16 protein-coding genes and 1 other RNA gene are annotated in these 21288 nt (G+C 69.2%); 2 read left to right on the plus strand and 15 right to left on the minus strand.

The window, feature by feature from the left end:
- Positions 1-122: 122 nt before the first annotated feature.
- Together tal and CAL25_RS18635 are read left to right on the plus strand one after the other, a co-directional pair.
- A complete protein-coding gene (gene tal / locus CAL25_RS18630; protein ID WP_170948534.1) occupies positions 123-1082 on the plus strand; it encodes a transaldolase in 960 nt (319 codons plus the stop codon).
- 285 nt (positions 1083-1367) lie between these two features.
- The gene (locus CAL25_RS18635) at positions 1368-2867 is read left to right on the plus strand and encodes an amino acid permease (RefSeq protein WP_094802745.1); all 1500 of its coding nucleotides are present in this window, start codon (positions 1368-1370) and stop codon (positions 2865-2867) included.
- A 93-nt stretch (positions 2868-2960) separates the two neighbouring features.
- On the opposite strand, the gene CAL25_RS18640 is transcribed toward CAL25_RS18635, so the two are convergent.
- The 15 genes from CAL25_RS18640 to urtE form a co-directional block, all read right to left on the minus strand.
- The gene (locus tag CAL25_RS18640; RefSeq protein ID WP_094802747.1) at positions 2961-3755 is read right to left on the minus strand and encodes an ABC transporter permease; all 795 of its coding nucleotides are present in this window, start codon (positions 3753-3755) and stop codon (positions 2961-2963) included.
- Positions 3756-3758: 3 nt separating this feature from the next.
- A complete protein-coding gene (locus tag CAL25_RS18645; protein WP_094802749.1) occupies positions 3759-4568 on the minus strand; it encodes an ABC transporter ATP-binding protein in 810 nt (269 codons plus the stop codon).
- The gene (locus CAL25_RS18650; protein WP_094802751.1) at positions 4561-5601 is read right to left on the minus strand and encodes an ABC transporter substrate-binding protein; all 1041 of its coding nucleotides are present in this window, start codon (positions 5599-5601) and stop codon (positions 4561-4563) included. The genes CAL25_RS18645 and CAL25_RS18650 overlap by 8 nt, the downstream gene beginning before the upstream one ends.
- Positions 5602-5712: 111 nt before the next feature.
- Positions 5713-6993 (minus strand): CaiB/BaiF CoA transferase family protein, encoded by a 1281-nt coding sequence (locus CAL25_RS18655; RefSeq protein WP_094802753.1) that lies wholly within the window; start codon positions 6991-6993, stop codon positions 5713-5715.
- A gap of 187 nt (positions 6994-7180) precedes the next feature.
- Positions 7181-7792 carry a recombination mediator RecR gene (gene recR, locus CAL25_RS18660; RefSeq protein WP_094803285.1) on the minus strand — a complete coding sequence of 204 codons (612 nt, stop codon included), beginning with the start codon at positions 7790-7792 and terminating at the stop codon, positions 7181-7183.
- Between the two features lie 64 nt (positions 7793-7856).
- On the minus strand, positions 7857-8183 hold the full coding sequence (locus CAL25_RS18665) for a YbaB/EbfC family nucleoid-associated protein (protein ID WP_094802755.1): 327 nt from the start codon (positions 8181-8183) through the stop codon (positions 7857-7859).
- Between the two features lie 39 nt (positions 8184-8222).
- Positions 8223-10610 (minus strand): DNA polymerase III subunit gamma/tau, encoded by a 2388-nt coding sequence (dnaX, locus tag CAL25_RS18670; RefSeq protein WP_094802757.1) that lies wholly within the window; start codon positions 10608-10610, stop codon positions 8223-8225.
- A gap of 157 nt (positions 10611-10767) precedes the next feature.
- Positions 10768-10865, minus strand: an RNA gene (gene ffs, locus CAL25_RS18675) — signal recognition particle sRNA small type.
- A gap of 228 nt (positions 10866-11093) precedes the next feature.
- Positions 11094-14525 carry a UvrD-helicase domain-containing protein gene (locus CAL25_RS18680; protein WP_094802759.1) on the minus strand — a complete coding sequence of 1144 codons (3432 nt, stop codon included), beginning with the start codon at positions 14523-14525 and terminating at the stop codon, positions 11094-11096.
- Between the two features lie 4 nt (positions 14526-14529).
- Complete coding sequence (locus tag CAL25_RS18685; RefSeq protein ID WP_094802761.1) at positions 14530-17199, minus strand: PD-(D/E)XK nuclease family protein; 2670 nt, start codon at positions 17197-17199, stop codon at positions 14530-14532.
- Positions 17200-17297: 98 nt separating this feature from the next.
- Entirely contained in the window at positions 17298-17462 is a 165-nt protein-coding gene (locus tag CAL25_RS24260; protein WP_170948535.1) for a hypothetical protein, read from the minus strand.
- Positions 17463-17528: 66 nt separating this feature from the next.
- Positions 17529-18740: an MFS transporter gene (locus CAL25_RS18690; RefSeq protein WP_094802763.1), complete on the minus strand. Its 1212-nt coding sequence runs from the start codon at positions 18738-18740 to the stop codon at positions 17529-17531.
- A gap of 236 nt (positions 18741-18976) precedes the next feature.
- Positions 18977-19309 (minus strand): FmdB family zinc ribbon protein, encoded by a 333-nt coding sequence (locus CAL25_RS18695; RefSeq protein WP_094802765.1) that lies wholly within the window; start codon positions 19307-19309, stop codon positions 18977-18979.
- 10 nt (positions 19310-19319) lie between these two features.
- The gene (gene fmdA / locus CAL25_RS18700) at positions 19320-20549 is read right to left on the minus strand and encodes a formamidase (RefSeq protein WP_094802767.1); all 1230 of its coding nucleotides are present in this window, start codon (positions 20547-20549) and stop codon (positions 19320-19322) included.
- A gap of 33 nt (positions 20550-20582) precedes the next feature.
- Positions 20583-21275, minus strand: a complete 693-nt coding sequence (gene urtE / locus CAL25_RS18705) for an urea ABC transporter ATP-binding subunit UrtE (RefSeq protein ID WP_094802769.1) — start codon at positions 21273-21275, stop codon at positions 20583-20585.
- Positions 21276-21288: the final 13 nt, after the last annotated feature.

The raw sequence follows: 21288 nt of genomic DNA on the forward strand, positions 1-21288 counted from the left end.
CCCGCATCTTTTGTCCCCATATTGTTGCGCTCTGTAGCCGCCCGCCAGGGCCGGCTGTCGCCGGGCCGATGCTACGCTTGGGAGATTCCTCTTCCCAACCTTTGAAGGCACGCCGTCCCGTCATGACCAGTCAGCTCGATGCCCTGCGCCGCCACACCACCGTCGTCGCCGACACCGGCGATTTCGAAACGATGCGCGCGTTGCGCCCCACCGACGCCACCACCAATCCCTCGCTGATTCTCAAGGCCGTCCAGAAAGACGCCTACCGGCCGCTGCTCGAGCAGACCGTGCGCGACCATCGCGGCGCCAGCCTGGCCGAGCAGACCGACCGGCTGCTGGTCGCGTTCGGCCGCGAGATCCTCGGCATCGTGCCGGGCCGCGTGTCCACCGAAGTCGATGCGCGCCTGTCGTTCGACACGCGCGCCACCGTCGAGCGGGCCCGCGGGCTGATCGCCCTGTATCAGGCGGCGGGCGTGCCGCGCGAGCGCGTCCTGATCAAGATCGCGTCCACCTGGGAAGGCATCGAAGCCGCCCGCGTGCTGCAGCAGGAAGGCATCCGCTGCAACCTCACCCTGTTGTTCGCGCTGCCCCAGGCCGTGGCCTGCGCGCAGGCCGGCGTGCAACTGATTTCGCCGTTCGTGGGCCGCATCTACGACTGGTACAAGAAGAGCGCCGGCACCGCCTGGGACGAAGCCTCGAACAGCGGCGAGCGTGATCCCGGCGTGCTGTCGGTGGCGCGCATCTACCGCTACTACAAGGCACACGGCATCGCCACCGAGATCATGGGCGCCAGCTTCCGCAACAGCGGTCAGATCCTCGCGCTCTCGGGCTGCGACCTGCTCACCATCAGTCCGGAGCTGCTCACGGAACTGTCGCAGGCGCAGGGCGACGCGCCCGCGCGCCTCGACCCGGCGCAGGCCACTCAGGAGGTGCCGGCCGTGGTGCCCGCCGACGAAGTGAGCTTCCGCACGCTGCTCAACGAAGATGCGATGGCGAGCGAAAAGCTGTCCGAAGGCATCCGCGCGTTCGTGGCCGATGGCCGCAAGCTCGACGCCCTGCTCGAGGCACAGGCCGGCCGCTGAGCCCGCCCCCGGCCACGGCGCCCCGCCGTGGCCGAGCGGCCCACGCCGCTGTCCTATTGTTCCCTCTCTTCCGATGTGGCGCGCTTCCGGTATGGAACGTGCTCACCACCCACGCGCCCGAGGCGGACCCGCCCGCGCGCACGGTGAGCCGGCGCCCGGCGTTGGCGCGCCCGCCGCGGCCGGGCGGGCGCGAGTCGTACACTTGCGCCCGGCGGACCGCGCGGGGCATCGCATGCTCCCGCACGCCACGCCCGCACCACCGCTATCGAATTGAGGAGAACATCCATGGCCGAACCGTCTGGCCCCACGCAGGGCGCCCCCGAGGGCTTGCGCCGCGTGCTGAAAACCCGCCACCTGAACATGATCGCCATCGGCGGGGCCATCGGCACCGGGCTCTTCGTGGCATCGGGATCGGCCATCGCCCAGGCCGGGCCGGGCGGCGCGCTCCTCACCTACCTCGTCATCGGACTGATGGTGTACTTCATCATGACCAGCCTGGGCGAACTGGCGGCCTTCATGCCGGTGGCCGGGTCGTTCTCCACTTACGCGGCGCGCTACGTGGATCGCGGCTTCGGGTTCGCGCTGGGCTGGAACTTCTGGTTCAGCTGGGCCATCGTGGTCGCCGTGGACCTGGTCGCGGCCCAGATCGTGATGGCATATTGGCTGCCCGATATACCCGGCATCCTGTGGAGCGGCCTGTTTCTGTTGCTGATGATCGGGCTCAACGCCTTCTCGGCAAGGGGCTTCGCGGAGTCCGAGTACTGGTTCGCGCTGATCAAAGTGATCGCCGTCATCTGCTTTCTGGTGACCGGCGTCGCCATCATCACCGGCATTCTGCACACCGGCCACATGCCGGGCTTCCAGAACTGGACCGTGGGCGATGCGCCGATCGTGGGCAACCTCGCGACGCTGGTGGGCGTGGCGATGATCGTGGCCTATTCGTTTCAGGGCACCGAGCTGGTCGGCGTGGCGGCGGGCGAGTCCGAGAACCCGCAGCGCGACGTGCCGCGCGCGATCCGCCAGGTGTTCTGGCGCATCCTGCTGTTCTATGTGCTGTCGATCGTGGTGATCGGCTTTCTGATCCCGTACACCGACCCGCAGCTGCTGCGCTCGAAGGTCAGCGACATCGCGGTGAGTCCGTTCACGCTGGTGTTCGAACACGCCGGCCTGCTGGCCGCCGCCTCGGTCATGAACGCGGTGATCCTGACCTCGGTGCTGTCGGCCGGCAACTCCGGTATGTATGCGGCCACGCGCATGCTCTACAACATGGCCACCGAAGGCCAGGCGCCGCGCATCTTCGCGCGCGTGACGCGCGCGGGCGTGCCGCTCTATGCGCTGCTGGGCACCACCGCGCTGGCCTGCCTGTGCCTGGCGAGCGCGATCTACAGCCCGGCCGCCGTGTACATCTGGCTGCTGAATCTGGCCGGCATGACGGAGTTCATCGTGTGGCTGAGCATCGTGGTCAGCCATTATCGATTTCGCCGCGGCTACGTGCGCCACGGCCTGGACCTGGCGCGCCTGCCCTATCTCGCCGGCGCGTTTCCGGTGGCGCCGATTCTCGCCTTCGTGCTGTGCCTGGTCGTGACGCTGGGCCAGAACTACCAGGCCTTCGTGCAGGATCGGATCGACTGGATCGGCGCGGCGGCGACCTACATCGGCATCCCGATGTTCCTGCTGATGTGGCTGGGCTACCGGCTGATTAATGGCCCGACCTGGGTTCCGTACGACGCCATGCGCTTCGAGCCCACGGAGATCCGCCACGAGCCCGCGCGCAACGGCGGATAGGCATCGCCGACGCCCCGCCGGGCGCACAAAACAGAAGAGCCAGGGCATCGCCCTGGCTCTTCTATTTTTGAAGCCGCGGAGCCCGAAGGCGCGCTAGAGCTTCTCGGTCTCGCCCGATTTGGGCTGCCACTTCATCAGGCGCTTTTCGCCCACGCCCACGACGTAATCGAGGACGAGCGCGAAGGCGGTCAGCACCACGATGCCCGCGAACACCGTGTTCACGTCGAACGTGCCTTCGGCCTGCAGGATCAAGTAGCCCACGCCGCTGGCCGAGCCCAGGTACTCGCCCACCACGGCACCCACGAAGGCCAGGCCGACGGAGGTGTGGAGGCTGGAGAACACCCAGCTGGTGGCCGACGGCAGGTAGACGTGGCGCAGCAACTGACGGCGGCGCGCGCCCAGCATGCGGGCGTTGTCGAGCAGCGTGGGGCTCACCTCGCGCACGCCCTGGTAGACGTTGAAGAACACGATGAAGAACACCAGCGTGACGGCCAGCGCGACCTTGGACCAGATGCCCAGGCCGAACCACATGCCGAAGATCGGCGCCAGAATCACGCGCGGCATGGAGTTGGCCGCCTTGATGTAGGGATCGAGGATGGCGCTGGCCACCGGCGAGAGCCCCAGCCACAGGCCGAAGCCCAGGCCGGCGACGGTGCCGATCACGAACGCCAGCACGGTCTCGGTGAGGGTGACCCAAAGATGGCCGTAGATATCGCCGTTGGTGACGAACCACGCCCAGATCCGGCCCGCCACCTTGAGCGGCTCGCCAAAGAAGAAGGCAATTTGAGAATCACGGGTGGCGATGTGCCACACGGCCAGGATGATGACCAGCAGCAACAATTGCCACAGGCGCAGGCTCGCGGAGCCCGGTTTGATCAGCTTCGACATGGTTCAGGCTCGCTTCTGCTGGGCATAGCCCTTCAGGACTTCTTCGCGCAGCACGCCCCAGATGGCGGCATGCAGCTCGACGAAACGCGGGTGCACGCGCACCTCGGCCACGTCACGCGGACGCGGCAGATCGATCTGGAACTCGCCGATCGGGTGGGTACCCGGACCGGCCGACAGCACCACGACGCGATCGCTCATGGCGATGGCTTCGTCGAGATCGTGCGTGATGAAGAGCACGGCCTTGCGCTTAGCCATCCAGAGTTCGAGCACTTCGTTTTCCATGAGCTGGCGCGTCTGGATGTCGAGTGCCGAGAACGGCTCGTCCATCAGAATGATGTCGGGATCGCGGATCAGCGTCTGGGCCAGCATCACGCGCTTGCGCATGCCACCGGACATCTGGTGCGGATAACGATCTTCGAAACCGCCCAGACCCACACGGCGCATCCATTCGCGGGCATTGGCCTCGCGTTCGGGGCGCGCAACGCCCGCGAACTCGAGACCCGCCATCACGTTTTCGAGCGCACTGCGCCAGGGCAGCAACGCTTCGCCCTGGAACATGTAGCCGGCGCGTTCGTTGATGCCGGTGAGCGGCTGACCGAACACCTTGACCTGCCCCGACGAGGGGGACAGCAGGCCGGCCCCCACGTTGAGCAGCGTGGACTTGCCGCAGCCGGTCGGACCGACCACGGAGACGAACTCGCCCGGCGCGATGGACAGCGTGGTGTCCTGCACCGCGGTGTAGCGCTTGCTGCGATCGTCGCGCGCGACGAACGTGCAAGTAATGTTTTCCAGCGTCAGTGCAGCTTCAGACATTGGGATACTTCTCGTTGGCGCGGCGCGCAAAGTCGTTGGTCCAGGCCTTGGCCGGATCGATCTTGCCTGCATCGAACTCGGCCGAGAATGCGGCCAGCGCCTTGACCGCGGTGGCGGCGCCGTCGTCGGGGATCAGGCCATCGGGCGACAGGCCTTCCATGCTCTTGGCGATGGCGGCCTTGTACACGGTGGGATCGCCCAGCAGATAGGATTCGGGCACGACCTTCACGATCTCGTCGACGCCGGCCTTCTGGATCCACTTGTCGGCGCGCACCATGGCATTGGTGAGGGCCTGCACGACGTTGGGATTGGCTTCGACGAACTTCTGCGGCGCGTAGAGGCAGCCGGCGGGCATGTTGCCGCCGAAGATGTCGAGCGTGTCTTTGAGGGTGCGCGTATCGACGATGGTCTGGATGTCGCCGGCGAGCTCGAGCATCGACACGACGGGGTCGGTATTGGAGATGGCGTCGATCTGGCCGCTGCGCAGCGCGGTCACGGCGCCCGCGCCGGCGCCCACGCCGATGATGGACACATCACTGGGCTTGAGGCCGTGCTTGGCCAGGAAGAAGTTGACCACCATGTTGGTGGACGATCCCGGCGCGGTCACGCCGATCTTCTTGCCCTTCAGGTCGGCCGGGCCCTTGTAGTTGGGCATGTTTTTCTTGGACACGCCCACGCCGATCATCGGCGCGCGGCCTTGCAGCACGAAGGCGCGGTACATCTGGCCCTTGCCTTGCATGGCGAGCGTGTGCTCGAAGGCGCCCGACACCACGTCGGCACTGCCGCCCACCACGGCCTGCAGGGCCTTGGAGCCGCCCGCGAAGTCGGCGATCGAAACATCCAGGCCTTCGTCCTTGAAGAAGCCCTTCACTTCGGCGATGGTCAGCGGAAGGTAATAGACCAGGGCCTTGCCGCCCACGGCGATCTGGACCTTGGCCCGTTCGAGCTTCTGTGCCCGCACGAAGGCGGGGGCCATGCTCAGGGCACCGGCGGCACCGGCAAATTTGAGCAAATCACGACGCGTGACTGACATGGGTGTCTCCTCTGGCGCCGTCGAATGACGGCAATGTCGGCGGCGCGGACCATGACGCCGCGCCGGCAATAGGCATTACGCCGTGCTCCCGGACTGCCTGTGGCAGCCCCCTCAGGAGCGCGGCGAAGATTCTGGTGTGATCCCCAGGCTGATCGCGCCGGTCTGAGCCAGTTCCGCAATCGCCGCTGCATCATACCCCAGCGTTTTCAGGACTTCCTCGGTATGTTCCCCTAAGCGCGGGCCCAGCCAGCGCGTGCCGCCAGGGGTCTCGGAGAGCTTGGGCACCACGGCCGGCAGCTTGACCGGACGGCCATCGGGGAAGGCGTGCTGCTCGATCATGCCGCGCGCGATGAACTGCGGGTCGGTGAACATATCGGCCACGCTGTAGATCTTGCCCACCGGCACATCGGCGGCGCGCAGCGTGGCGAGCGCCTCGTCGATCGGGCGGCCGTCGCACCAGGCCTGGATCGCGCCGTCGATCTCGGCCGCGCGGCGCGCCCGGCCGTCGTTGCGCACCAGATCGGGATCGTGGGCGAGGTCATCGCGGCCCATGGCCAGCATCAGGCGATGGAAGATCGCATCGCCATTGCCGGCGATCACGATGTTCTGGCCGTCGTTGGTGGTGTAGGTGTTGGAGGGCACGATGCCGGGCAGCGCGCCGCCGGTGCGCTCGCGGATCACGCCGGCCACGTCGTACTCGGGCACCAGGCTTTCCATGAGGTTGAACACCGATTCGTACAGCGCGACGTCGACCATCTGGCCCTGCCCCGCCACGCAGTCCGCGCCGAGTTTGCCGTTCCAGCGTCCGCCGGTGGCGTCGCGATGGCGCAGCGCCATCAGGGCACCGATCACGCCGTGCAGCGCGGCGATCGAGTCGCCGATCGAGATGCCCACGCGCACGGGAGGCCGGTCGGGATGTCCCGAGACGTAGCGCAGGCCGCCCATGGATTCGCCGATGGCGCCGAAGCCGGGCTGATCGCGCATGGGGCCGGTCTGGCCGTAGCCGGAGAGCCGCACCATGATGATGGCCGGGTTGATGGCGCGCAGGTCTTCGTAGCCCAGGCCCCACTTCTCGAGCACGCCGGGCCGGTAGTTTTCGACGACCACGTCGGCTTCGAGCGCGAGCTTGCGCGCGATCTCGCGGCCTGCGGGATGCTTGAGGTTGAGCGCGATGGATTGTTTGTTGCGGGCCTGGACGGTCCACCACAGCGAGTTGCCCTCGTGCAGGTGGCGCCAACTGCGGATCGGATCACCGCCGCCCTTGCCGTCGGGACCATGCGGGGTCTCGACCTTGATGACGCTGGCGCCGAACTCGCCGAACATGCGGGCCGCGAACGGCCCGGCGATCAACGTGCCCAATTCCAGCACTTTCAGACCGTTCAGGGCTGACATGCGCAGTCTTCCTCCAGTTTCTTTTTTAGACTCGGCCGGCGCCGGGACTCGAAACCCTCGGATGACGCAACGGCTGCATCCTGGTCGGCGCCACGAGGGCGAACCCGCCAGGAGCCGTCAGACTACGCCTTTTTTTGCGGCTCGCCCAGGGCATGCAGGGAGAGTGACCGGATCCTGGACGCCGCGGCTAGCTGGCGCTGCGCCGCTCCATCAATGCCCAGGCGATCGTGCCGGCATCGACGTATTCGAGCTCGCTGCCGGCCGGCACGCCACGCGCCAGACGCGTGACCTTGAGGCCGCGCTCGGCCAGGGCTTCGCCCAGGAAGTGCGCGGTGGTCTCGCCTTCGGCGGTGAAGTTGGTGGCCAGGATGACCTCCTGCACCACGCCATCGCTCGCGCGATCGAACACGCGCTGAAAATCCAGCTCGCGCGGCCCCACGCCTTCGAGAGGTGCCAGCCTGCCCATCAGCACGTAATACAGCCCGCGATAGCCATGGCTGGATTCGATGACGTTCTGGTCGGCCGGGGTCTCGACGATGCAGAGCACCGCGCCATCGCGCTTGGGGTTGGCGCAGACGTGGCAGATTTCTTCTTCGGTGAAGCTGTTGCAGCGCACGCAATGCCGCAGGTTCTGCAAGGCGCCGGTGAGCGCGCGGCCGAGCATGTCGGCCCCTTGCAGATCATGCTGCAGCAGGTGATAGGCCATGCGGCGCGCCGAGCGCACGCCGACGCCGGGCAGGCGCCGCAACGCCTCGATCAGCGTGACGAGCGGTTCGGGTTCGGGAAGCGAGTTGTCCATCGTGACCATGCGCCGCCAGGGGCGCTGAGGACGGCCGCCCGCGGGCGGCCGAAAAACGCCAGACTCAGAAAGGCAGCTTCATGCCCGGGGGCAGCGGCATGCCGGCGGTGACGCCCGCCATCTTTTCCTGAGCGGTGGCTTCGGCCTTGCGCAGCGCGTCGTTGAACGCGGCGGCGACCAGGTCTTCGAGCATGTCTTTGTCGTCGGCCAGCAGGCTGGGATCGATCGCGACGCGCTTGACGTCGTTGCGGGCGGTCATGGTGACCTTGACGAGGCCGCCACCGGATTCGCCTTCGACCAGGACCTCGGAGAGGGCTTCCTGGGCCTTCTTCATGTTTTCCTGCATCTGCTGCGCCTGGCGCATCAGGCCGGCCAATTGACCTTTCATCATGATGGAGTCTTCCTGTGTTCGGGTGAAAAAGCCGGCGCCTCAGGCGGCCGGCGGATTGTCGACGTGGCGCACCGAGCCGGGCACCACCTGGCCGCCGAAATCGGCAACCAGGGCTTGTACGAAAGGATCGACCTGAACCGCGTCTTCGGCGGCCTGCTGGCGCGCCGCGCGTTCGATCTGTGCGACGGCGTGCGCCGTGGCATCGCCGGTGGCGCCCACCTCGATCTCGAGGCGCAGGCCCTGGCCGAAGTGCTCGCACAGCACGGTCTGGAGGCGCACACGGCTCTCGCTCTCTGCCAGCGTGCGCACGGCCACGCGCAGCAGCACGGCGTCGCCCTGCACGCCCGCCCATTCGCTCTGGCGCGCGAGCTCGGCCGCCAGCCCGGTGACGGGCAGCTTGGCGGCGAGATCGGGCCAGGCCTCGGACGACATGTCGGTGACGCGGGTGCGCGAACCCCCGCGCGCGCGGCGCGGCGCGGGCGCGGCGGGGCCGCGGCTGGGCGGCGGCGCGCGCTCGGCGCTGGCGGCGGGCGCGAGCGTTTCGAAATCGTCGTCCGGATCCTGGGTGAAGGCCTCGGCGGCATAGCCCCCTTCGGCCTCGTCCGGGATGGCTTCGTCGACCCACGACGGCGGGCCGTCGTCGTCGGCGGGCGCGGCGGAGGTCGCGACGTCGGGCGTAGCGCCGGCCTGCCGTGCATCAACCACCGCCGTGGATTGGGGCGCGGCCGGCATAGGCGCGGCCTGCATAGGCGCGGCCGGCATAGGCGCGGCCGGCACAGGCGCGGCTTGCATAGTCGCGGCTTGCGCGGATGCGGCTTGTACAGGTGCGGCCTGTTCAGGCGCAGCGGCGCCCGACGCGGCGGCGCCCGACGCAGCGGCGCCCGACGCAACGGTGCCCGACGCGGCCGCGTCAGACGTGGCCGCGGGATTGTCTTCCCAGGGCGGCACGCCCGCGGGGCCGGCCGAGACGGCGGGCGGCGCGGGGGGTGCCGGAGGCGTGGCCGGGGCCGACACGACCGCGGCGACGGGATTGCGCGCCAGCGCCGCGCTCTGCGGCGGCGCGTCGGCGGCCGGCGTACCGGCGGCCGGCGTACCGGTGGCCGGCATACCGGCGGCCGGCGTACCGGTGGCGGGCGTAGCGGCAGCGGCAGCGGGAGTGTCGGCGGCGGGGCTGGGTGCAGCCTCGGGCGCCCGGGCCTCGACCGCAGAGGGTGCGGGCTGCGGGGCGGGCTGGGCCGGCGTCACCGGAGCCGCGACGGCCGCGGGCGCGGCGGCGGCGACCGGCTCGGCGCGCGGCACCGGCGCGACACGCGCGGGCGATTCGGCCTGCGTGGCCGGACCGGCGTCGCCATGCAGTGCCAGCATGCGCAGGCAGGCCATGATGAAGCCGGCGTATTCGTCGGGCGCGAGCGTGAGCTCGCCGCGGCTGTGCACGGCGACCGAGTAGAACAGTTGCACCGCATCGGGATGCAGGGCGAGCGCCAGGCGCGCGATGTCGGCGGCCAGCGGATCATCGGCGGCGGTGACGCCGGTGACGCGCTGCTCGATCGCGACGCGCGAGAGCAGCACGGCCAGGTCGGCCAGCGCGCCGGCGTATGAGAGCCCGCGGGTGGACAGCTCGTCGGCCACGGCCAGCACGCCGGCGGCGTCGTTCGCGGCGAGGGCGTCGAGCAGGCGCACGAGATGGCGCTGATCGATCGTGCCCAGCATGCCGCGCACGGCGTCTTCGGTGAGATTGCCGGCGCTATAGGCGATGGCCTGGTCGGTGAGCGAGAGCGCGTCGCGCATCGAACCGCCCGCGGCCTGGCCGATGAGACGCAGGGCCGGCACGTCGAACGCGACCTGCTCCTGCCCGAGCACGGCCTGCAGATGCCCGACGATGGAGTCGGACGGCATCTGCTTGAGATTGAACTGGAGACAGCGCGACAACACCGTGACCGGGATCTTCTGCGGATCGGTGGTGGCGAGAATGAACTTGACGTGCGGGGGCGGCTCTTCGAGCGTCTTGAGCATCGCGTTGAACGCGTGCCCGGTGAGCATGTGCACTTCGTCGATCATGTAGACCTTGAAGCGGCCGGCGCCGGGCGAGTACACCGCCTGCTCCAGCAGCTGGGTCATTTCTTCGACGCCGCGGTTGGAGGCGGCATCGAGCTCGAGGTAGTCGACGAAACGCCCGGCATCGATCTCGGTACAGGCCCGGCACACGCCGCAAGGCTTGGAGGTGATGCCGGTTTCGCAGTTGAGCGACTTGGCCAGGATGCGCGACAGCGTGGTCTTGCCGACCCCGCGCGTACCGGTGAACAGCCAGGCATGGTGCAGGCGCTGGGTGTCGAGCGCGTGGGTGAGCGCGCGCACCACGTGATCCTGGCCCACCAGGGTGTCGAACGATCGCGGGCGCCACTTGCGGGCCAGTACCAGATAAGTCATGCCGGGATTGTAGAGCCTCTGGGCGCCCCGGGCCACCGCAGCCGGACTGGGGGACGGAGGGCGCGTGAAATGCAAAAAAGGGGCGCCGCGGGCGAAACCTGCACGATGCGCTGGGCATCGAGGATTCCGCTCGCGGCGCCCCTTTTCTGGGGAAACCGGAGGCGAGCCTTACTCCGGCACTGGTCCTAAACGACTATGGCTGCTTCGTTCCCGACCTGACCAGGTTCACCGTCGAACCATGCGAAGGGGCCCGCCAAATGAGATTCTAGCAGAGCGGGCGTTCGCCCGCTTGCCAGCCTCTCATTTGGCGGGCCCCGGGGGGCCTGACGGTGTGCCCCCGCCCCCCGCCCTCCCCCCGAGGGGGAGGGAGCTTTTGTGGTTGGGGGAGCCTTGCGGGCTTTGCCCGCTCGTCTCCCAGGGGTTTGGAAACTGCTCGCGGGCTTTGCCCGCTTGCAGTTTCCTCTTCAACGCATTGCGTGCTGACTACACCTCGATCCAGGTTTTGGCTCTGGGGAAGTAGAGGGCGGCTTGGGCTTGGCGGCCGTCCAGGGCTGTGACTTGGGCGCAGTAGCGGGCGAGTTGGTCTGCGTGGCGCAGGCGCATGCGTTGGGCGAAGGCGTCGGGGGATTCGCCGGGGTGGGGTTGGCCGGTTTTGTAGTCGACGATGAGCCAGCCTGCGTCGGTGGAGAGGGCGAGGTCGATGACGGAGACGCGGCCGGCGGCGTCGATCAGGGGCCATTCGCGGCGGGCGCGGGATTGGGCCAGGAGCCAGGTGCCGCGCTCGTCGTCGAGTGTGGCCTGCAGGGTGTGCAGGACGGCGTCGGCGGCTTCGTCGGCCTGGCTGTCGGGAATGCCGGCGCGGGTGAGCTGGCGGCGCATGGCGGGCAGGCTGTGCGCCAGGCGGTCTGCGCTCCAGGCGGCGGCGCCCTCCTCGCCCATGCGGGCGAGCCAGGCGTGCGCGAGGGTGCCGACGGCGGCCTCGTAGCCGGCGTCGAGTTGCCAGGCCGGGTGTTCGCCGGCCTGTGCGCCCGTCACGCCGACCAGACCGGCGGGCAGGATGGGCGCCTCGGCCTGCCGCAGCACGCTGGCGTCGATGCGGCGCAGCGGTTCGCCGCGCCATTGCGGTTGCGCCTGTTCGTCGGCGGCGGGCGGCTGGATGCCTTCGGGCGCGGCCACTGGCCCCACGTAGGGCCACAGGCGCGCCAGCAGGCTGGCGGCGGCGGGATCGCGCACGGCGCCGCTGGCGCGGTCGAGCGCCACGTTGCCGACCAGGTGCAGGCGTTTGCGCGCACGGGTGGCGGCCACGTACAGCAGACGATCGGTCTCGAAGGCCGCCCGGCGGGCCTCGCGGGCGCCGAGATAGCGCGACACCGGATCGGCTTCGGATTCGGCGCGCGGCTTGATCGGGCCCAGCAGCACCTTGCCGCCCTGCTGCTCGAATCGCACCAGCGGCGCCTGATCGCCGCGCGGCGCCTTGTGCAGGCCGAACAGGATCACGGACTCGAATTGCAGACCCTTGGACTTGTGCATGGTCATGATCTCGACCGCGCCGCCCTGCCCCACGGCATCGGGCGCGGCAAAGAGACGCGCCACGGCGGTGTCGAAGGCCGTCATGTCGAGCGCGCCGTGCGGCGCGAGCCGCTCGACCAGCTGGAACAGGCTTTCGGCATCGGTGTTGGCGGCGCCGCCGCCATACAGGCGCGGCCCGCCCAGGCGGCGCCAGACGGTTTCGAGCCAGGTCGCGAGCGGCAGCGTGCCCGCGGCGTTGGCGCGGTCGAGCAGGATCGCGGCCGCCCGGGTCAGGCGGGCGTATTCGTCGGGGGCGAGGCGTTGCCGCGCCGCGCTGTCGCCCAGGGTAGTCACCGGCGCCACGGCGTCGGTCTCGTCGCCGAAGAGTCCGCCCTGCGCCGGCACGTCGGTCTGCGGCCGCAGGCTGCGGGCGAGCAGATCTGGAATCGGCGTGATGTGGTCGGCGCCGCACAGGCTTTCGAGCGAACGCAGCGTGAGGCCGCACCACGGCGCGCGCAAAACCGACAGCCACGCCATGCGGTCGCCGGGATGCGTGAGCGCGCGCAGCAGTTGCACCAGGTCGGCCACGACCGGACGCTGCGCCAGCGGCACCAGCTCGACCGCCCGGCTCGGGATGCCCTCTTGCGCCAGCCGGCGCGTGAGGCTGCCCAGATGCGAGCGCGCGCGCACCAGGATCGCGACCGGATGCGCCGCGCCGGCGTATTCCGCCAGGGCCTCGCGCACCAGTTCCACCGCGATGTCTTCGGCCAGCGCGTCGCCGGACGACAGTCCGTCGGGGCTCCAGGCCGGATGAAAGCGCACGGCGGGGCCCGGCAGCACCGGATGGAAGGCCGCCGAGGCGCTATAGCGGATCGCGCCCGCCTGGGGATCGTTGTCGGCCGGCAGCAGCCGCGCGAACGAGGCATTGACCCAGTCGACCACCCCGCCCTGCGAGCGGAAGTTGTCGGTGAGCTGCAGGAAATCGAGCGGCACTTCGCCGACGCCGCCCGCGGCGGCCTCGAGGAACAGGCCCACTTCGGCCTTGCGGAAGCGGTAGATCGACTGCATCGGGTCGCCCACCAGGAACAGCGTGCGGCCATCGCTTTCCTGCCAGCCCGCGGTCAGCGTGCGCAGCAGCTCGATCTGTGTCTGGCTGGTGTCTTGAAACTCATCGATCAGCAGATGACGGATGGAGGCGTCGAGCTTGAGCAGCAGCTCGCCCGGATCATCGGCGCTGCCCAGGGCTCGCGACGCGCGCTGCGCGATCTCGATGAAATCGACCTCGCCCGCGGCGCCGAAAACGTGCTGCAACTGCCCGGCCGCCAGCGCCAGCGTGATGAGTTGGGCCGACAGCACATCCCACTGCGCATCGGTGAAGCGCGCGTCGGGCATGCTGCGCACCGAGGCGAGCCGGCGCACCCAGGGCTCGCTGCCGTCGAAGCCGGCCAGCCAGACCGTGAACGGATCCTTGTGCGCGCAGCCGGCCGGAAAGCCGAGATTCTTGTTGATGCCTTTGGGTTTGCGCAGCTCGTCCTGTCCGGTGAGCAGCAGATGGGCGAGCGCACGCCACTGCGGCAAGGCCTCGGCGTCGACCTCGATCGGGCCATCCCAATCGCACAGGGCCTGCAGCCGCGCGTCGCCGATGTCGCCCAGCTGCGCCGCGGCCAGACGCGCGATGCCGCAGAGGGTCTCGTCCCAGCCGAAGGGCAGGCTGTCGTCCAGGCCCGCAAGCTCGGCGGCGAGCGTTTCGGCCATCGCGCGCTCCAGCCCTTCGCGGTCGAGACCGTGATGCAGCAGGCGCAGCCACTGATCGCGCTGACCCAGCATGTCGGCGATCGCCTGCTGCGCCGCCTGCACGTCGACGTCGAGGTGGGCGAGCAAGGTCCGCACGGCCTCGTGTTGATCGGCCAGCGCCAGCGTGGCGCGCGCGGCCGCTTCGTAATGCACGCGCGCGTCGTCGGCGATCTCGGGCATGCCGCCCAGGCCGGACAGCCACGGCATCCCGCGCACCAGCCCCGCGCAGAACGAATCGATGGTGCGGATCGCCAGCCGCGCGGGATGCTGCAGCAGATGCCAGCCGCGCTCGGCGTCGCGGGCCAGCGCGGCGCGCGCCAGCACCCAGCTGCGATGCTCGTGCGCGGCTTCGGGCTCGGGTTCGCCGGGCCGCGCGCGCGCGAGCTTCTGCAGCACGCGGGCATGCATCTCGGAGGCGGCCTTGCGCGTGAAGGTGATGGCCACGATCTCTTCGGGCTTGTTCACCGTGGCGAGCAGCGCGAGGATGCGGTCGGTCAGCAGCTCGGTCTTGCCGGAGCCGGCAGGCGCCTGCACCAGGTAGGAGCGCTGCGGATCCAGTGCGCGCAGGCGGGCTTCGTGGTCCTGCGGCAGGCGTTCGTCGTGATGGGCCATGCGCTCAGGCTTCCTCGTCTTCCAGGTCCAGGCGCAGGAACGGCCCGGCATCGCAATACTTCAGATCGTCGCGGCGCCAGCTCAGGTTGGCCGCGTGGCCGCTCGCGTACTCGTCGGCCAGCATCTCGATCGCATCGCGCCAATGCCGCACGATGTCGTTCCAGGGCCGGCCTTCGAACGCTTTGCTGTCGGCCGCTTCGGTCACGCCGTCGATGCCGAGGTCTTCTTCGGCCAGGCCTTGTGCGGTGACCTGGCGCGCATGCACCTGGGCCAGCAACAGGCCGGCCACGCGCGTGTCGGGCGCGTCGCCCGCCAGCACCGAGGCGTAAAAAGGCAGTTGCAGATTGACCGGCCGCGCGCGCGCCCAGTCGGATTCGGGCCGGGCCGCATTGGCGCCGGTCTTGTAGTCGATGATGACGGCGCGGCCATCGGCCAGCGTGTCCATGCGATCCAGGCGCACCTTGAGCGCAAGGGCGCCACGGCGCCATTGATGCGTCTCTTCGACCTGCGCCACGGCAAAGGGCAGACGGCTGGCCTCGAGCTGGAGCCAGCGCGAGATCACGCTGCGTGCGCGATCGCACTCGAGCGCGCGCAGCGCGGCCGGATAGGCCTTGAGCTCGACATCCGCTGCCTGCGCCACGGCGCCATCGACCAGGGCCGCCAGACGGCCCTCGGTCATGGCCTGATGCAGCGCCTCCTGATCGGGCAGCATGCGCCAGATCACTTCGAGCGCGCCGTGCAAAAACTGGCCGCGCACGTTGACGCTGGCGGCATCCGCGTACGGCGCCAGCGCGCGCGCGCCGAGGCGGTGCCGCACGAACGCCCACAAGGGATTGCGCGCCTGGGTGTCGAGCACGTCCAGGCCGCCCGTACTGGTGTTGTCGGAGGTGAGCGGCGGGCCCTGATGATCGTCGAGCGACTGCTGGGCCCAGGGCTCGGCCGCATCGCCCGAGGCGGGTTGCCAGCGCAGCAAGGGCACCTCGGCAATGAGCGGCGACGGCCGCAGTTCGCGCTCGCCATCCATCTCGGCATGACTCACCACCAGCTCGGGCGCGCAGCGCGACAGCGCGTCGAACAGCGTGTCGGCCCACAGGCGCTCGCGCTCGGGCGTGGCGCGCGGCGCGCCGGCCTGGCGCAGCACGGCCAGCGGAATCAGGGGATTGGGTTTGGGCGAGGCGGGCAGCACATCATCGGTGAGGCCCAGCATCCAGACCCCGTCCCAGGCGCCGCCTTCGGCCTCCAGCAGACCGAGCACGTCGAGCCGCGCCGCGGGATCGCGCTGCGGCTGGAACGCACCGGCGCGCGCCGCGCTGGCCAGCAGGCGTACGGCGCCCTTGCCGTTGATCGGGCCGACGGCGGGCGCCAGCGCGGCGAAATCGCCCAGCAGCTCGCCGAAGGCGCCCATCACCTGATAGCCCACGCTATCGAGCGCGTGCTCGCCCGGAAATCCGAGCGCCTTGAGCGTGGCCTTGATGCGCGGCGCCCAGACATCGCAGGGCGCCCGTCCGGGGCCATCACGCCAGGTGGCGAGCGCCGCCTCCCAGCCCTGCGCCAGCCGCGGCGACAGCTCCAGGTCTTTTTTCCAGCCCTCGGCGGTCACGCGCACACGGCCCTGGCGGCGCCAGCGCACATCGATCGCGCCCAGGCGGGCGCCCTCGCTCCGATCTCCGGCGCAATGTCCCGCCAGCAGCGCCGCGCCCAGCGCCGGCGCATCGACATGTCCGTCGGCGGCGAACGCGGCCAGCGCCTCCAGCCAGCACAGCGCGGCATGCACGGCCGGCCACTCGATGAGCGAGCGGCCCACCGCGACGTTGAAGGGCAAGGCGGGCTGCCCGCCGGCGGCCGCGAGCGCGTGGCTCAGCACCCGCCGCGCGAACGGCGCCTCGGCCTCGAGCGAGGCCGAGACGATGGCGTAGCGTCCGTGAGGTTGCGCGCGCAGACGTTCCGCGGCCCAGGCCGCGGCGGCACGCCACTCCGCGCCCCGGTCATGGGCGGCGTAGCGGCCCGCAGGCGCGGCCTCGCGCTGGGCTTCCCGCCACGACGACAGCGCAACGCCCTGCGACTGCAGGGCCGTCAGCAGGGCCGCGAAACGCGGCGAGAGCTCGCCGAAGCCGGCCAGCACCACGCGTTCGGGCAGGCGCAGCTCGCCCTGCATCACGGCGCGCGCCACCCGCGCATAGCCCTGGTTGGCGTCTTCGGCATCGAGCTGCGCCAGCATCGCGCGGTAGCGGGCGCGCCAGCGCAGAAAGCCCCGGTACTCGTCGGTCTGGGCGGGCTCGGGGACGTCGAGCTGCCATTCGTCGCACAACAGATCGGCGTCGAGCGCGAGCCGGGCCGCCTGATCGGTATCGAGCAGCACATGATCGCGCTGCTCGGCCAGGATCGCCTCGCGCCACACCAGCTGGGTCGCGAACGATCCCAGGCGGTACGCGGGCAGCTCCGCCTGCGGTGCGAAGGCCAGCTCGGCGGCGGCCTCGACCAGCCAGGCCGACAGCGGCAGGATGCGCGGCAACTCGCTCACCTGGCGCTCGTGCCGCAAGCGCGCAGCGACCTCGAGCGTGAGGCGGCGCGCAAGACGGTTGTTGACGGTCAGGACCAGCGTGCCATCGGCGGGCAGCTCGCCCAACGCATCCGAGGGGCACACGGGCAATGAAGAAAGCAGGTCGTCCTGCATGAATTCGGCTCACGGAAGCCCGGCGAGGCGGGCAACAAGGGAAGCGCCGGCGCGAGCGCCAGCGAATGGGCCCTAGGATACCGAACAAATCGGGGCGATCAGAAGCCGCACAAGGCGGCGACGCTTTCCCAGTTGAGCCGCATGGACGGGCTCAGATAGCCCCAGAAGCCCAGCGCCATGACCAGCGCGAGCGCGCCATAGCCTGTCCAGCGCCAGGCGGAGCGGCGGGGAGACGAAGCGCGAACGTCGGCGGGCGAGGTCATGACTCAGGGCGAGAGGCGAGTGTGCAAGGCAATGCGAGGACGGCGGCGACGCGGACTCGGCGCGCGTTACACGCTGCGCACCAAGCCCGGCGGGTGCGCCGAGCCGACCGGGCGCTCGCGCACCGGCAGGCAGAGCAGCGCGGCGACGACCGCCAGGACCAGACCGATCCACCAGATCAAGGTGTAGGCGCCGGTCTGGGCATAGACATAACCGCCCAGCCACACGCCGATGAAACTGCCGATCTGATGGCCAAGAAAGACGATACCCGAAAGCGTGGCGGCATAGCGCAAACCGTAGATTTCGCCGATCAGCCCCTGCGTGAGCGGCACCGTGCCGAGCCAGAACAGCCCCATCCAGGCCGCGAAGCCATACAGCACCCAGGGCGTGAGCGGCAGCACCAGGATCAGCGCGATGCCCACGGCCCGCATCGCATACATGATGGCCAGCAGCCACTTCTTGCTGTAGCGCCCGCCCAGCTTGCCGGCATAGAACGACCCGAACACATTGAAGAGCCCGATCAGCGCGATGGCGGTGGCGCCCTGCCCGGCGTTCAGACCCGCGTCGCCCACGAAGGCGGGCAGATGCAGCGTGATGAACGCCGTGTGGAAACCACAGACGAAGTAGCTGCCGAACAGAAAGTGAAACGAGGGATGCGTGATGGCCTGGCGCACGGCGAAGCCGAGCGCCTGCGGACCCGTGTGCGGCGCGGGCTTGCCGCGCAGGAACCACGCCAGCGGCAGCGCCACCGCCACGAGCAGCGACAGCAGCCAGAGCGCACCGGTCCAGTCGGCGTGCACGATCATCTGCTGACCGGCCGGCACCACCAGAAACTGCCCCAGCGATCCGCCCGCGCTGGCGACGCCCATGGCGGTGCTGCGGTAGGCCGGCGGCACCGCGCGGGCAATGACGGGAAGGATGATCGGGAAGGTGGTGCCCGCCTGTCCCAGGCCGACGACGACGCCGCTCATGAAACAGAGGGTGAAGGGATCGGCGGCATAGCGGGTGCCGATCAGGCCCAGCACATAGAGCAAGGCGCCGAGCGCAACCGTGCGGCCCGAGCCGTAGCGGTCGGCCAGCATGCCCATGAAAATACAGGAGATACCCCAGACCAGATTCTGCAGCGCGAAGGCGAAGGAAAAAACCTCGCGCCCCCAGCCCCGATCGAGGCCCATGGGCTGCATGAAGAGCCCGAACGTGGCGCGCACGCCCATCGCCAGCAACACCACGATCGTGCCGATGACGATCGTGCGTACGGATACCGCTTCTGTATTGGACATAAGCAGGTTTGTCTCGCGTGTTATGTGCCGCTGGCACCCCTGCCCACACTGCGAGCCTGGCGCCGCTGCTGTTGGTATCCGCCCCCCTTTCCCGTGGGCGGCCCGCGCCGTGAAGCGCGGGCCGCTCCATCATAGTCCTGTCGGCCGGCGTCTGGGCAGGCCCTCCGCCGTTTGGCGCACGCGCAACAAAAAGGGCGGCCCCGCCAGGGACCGCCCCGCGCGCCGGCCGGCGCGGGTCAGTGACTGATCATCCAGGGTCGTGCCCCGGCGAACGTCTTGCCGCCGTCGGCCGTGCGGCGCGTCTTGGAAGGCAGTTTGCCCCCCTGGCAGCAACCGCAACCCATCCCATGGCCGCCACGCGAGCTGCGCGGTTCGGCCGCGTTGCGCTCGTTGAGGGCGCGGGCGCGGTTGACCGCCGAGGACAGCGCAGACACCGCCGGCGCGCCACTGACGTACCGCGCGCACGATGCGCCGCAGTCCGGGCAGGCCGCCGGATCGCGCCACTGTGCCAATGGCCTCAGCACGGCGAACTCGCCGCACGCTTCACACCGGTAATCGTAGAGCGGCATGCCGGTCTCCTCAGCGGTCCTGGGCGATGGGCATGTCGACGTCGCCCTTGATGTGTTTGACGGGACCGGACGCCTGCGGCTGGATGTCGAACTCGAAGATCTCGGTCGGCAGCCACAGGGTGGCGCAGGCATTGGGAATGTCGACCACCCCGCTGATGTGCCCCTGCACCGGCGCCGTGCCCAGGATCGAATAGGCCTGAGCGCCGGAATAGCCGAACTTCTTGAGATACTCGATCGCGTTAAGGCAGGCCTGCCGGTAGGCGATGTGCACGTCGAGGTAATGCTGCTTGCCACCTTCGTCGACCGAGATCCCCTCGAAAATCAGGTAATCCTTGTAGTTGGGCACGATCGGGCTGGGCTTGAAGATCGGATTGCGGATGCCGTACTTGTCCATCCCGCCCTTGATGAGCGAGACCCGCATGTGCACCCATCCCGCCATCTCGATGGCGCCGCAGAAGGTGATCTCGCCATCGCCCTGCGAAAAATGCAGGTCGCCCACCGAGAGCCCGCCGCCCTTCACATACACCGGGAAAAACACGCGCGAGCCCCGCGACAGATCCTTGATGTCGCAGTTGCCGCCGTGCTCGCGCGGCGGCACCGTGCGCGCGCCCTGGGCCGCGGCGCGGTCGCGCGCCTCCCCTTGCAGCTTGCCCATGTGGGCGGTCTTGGGCGCCGGCGGATTGGCCAGCGGCGGCACGCGGTCGGGTTCGGTGTCGATCAACGCCTGCTCGCGCTTGTTCCACGTATCGAGCATGGCCTGATCCGGCAGGCAGCCGATCAGCCCGGGATGGATGAGGCCGGCGAAGCGCACGCCGGGGATATGGCGCGAGCGCGTGAACATGCCCTCGAAGTCCCAGATGGATTTCTGCGCAAGCGGAAAATGATCCGTCAGGAAGCCGCCGCCGTTCTTCTTGCTGAAGAAGCCGTTGAAGCCCCAGAGGCTGTCGGGCTTGGCGCCGATGTCGAGCAGATCGACGACCAGCAGATCGCCGGGCTCCGCGCCTTCGACGCCGACAGGCCCGGACAGGAAATGCACCGTGGAAAGATCGACGTCGCGCACGTCCGAGGCGTCATCGTCGTTTTTGATGGCGCCGCCGGTCCAGTCGTAGGTCTCGAGCACGAAGTCGTCGCCCGGCTTGACCCACACCGCCAGCGGGATGTCGGGGTGCCAGCGGTTGTGCACCATCTCGTTCTCGTAGGGCGATTGCGCCAGGTCCACCTTGATCAACGTTTCAGGCATGGCTTGCTCCTTTGGGGATGAACAGCGTCGGCCTCAGACCGACAGGTACTTGCTGATCGACTGCTCGTCGACGTTATCGCGCAGGTCTTCGTGAACGAATCGGCCCTTGTCGATGACGATCAGACGATCCGCGATCTGCATCGTGAAACTGAGTACCTGCTCCGACACGACGATCGCCAGGTTCTTGAGCTGGCGGATCTCGAGCAGGCTGCGCGCGATGTCTTTGATGATGGACGGCTGGATGCCTTCGGTGGGCTCGTCCAGCAGCAGCACCTTGGGCTCGGTCACGAGGGCCCGCGCGATCGCGAGTTGCTGCTGCTGTCCGCCCGACAGATCGCCGCCGCGCCGGTTGCGCATGTCGTGCAGCACCGGAAACAGCGCGTAGATATCCGCCGGCACGGCATCGCGCAGCGCCCGCCCCCGCAGGCCGGTACGGATGTTCTCCTCGACCGTGAGCGTGGGAAAGATCATGCGGCCCTGCGGCACATAGGCCACGCCGCTGCGCACACGCTGGTGGCTTTCCAGGCCGCCGAGGTCCTTGCCGTCGATCGACATCGAGCCGTGCATCGCGGGCAGCAGTCCCATCAGGGTCTTGAACAGCGTGGTCTTGCCCATGCCGTTGCGCCCCATGATCGCCACGATCTCGCCCTGCCCCACATGCAGGTCCACGCCGTGGATCACCCGGCTCTGGCCGTAGCCCGACATCAGCCCGTTTGCGTTGAACATTTCGCCTCCGTGG

It is taken from the genome of Bordetella genomosp. 5, from assembly GCF_002261315.1.
Lineage (GTDB): Bacteria > Pseudomonadota > Gammaproteobacteria > Burkholderiales > Burkholderiaceae_B > Bordetella.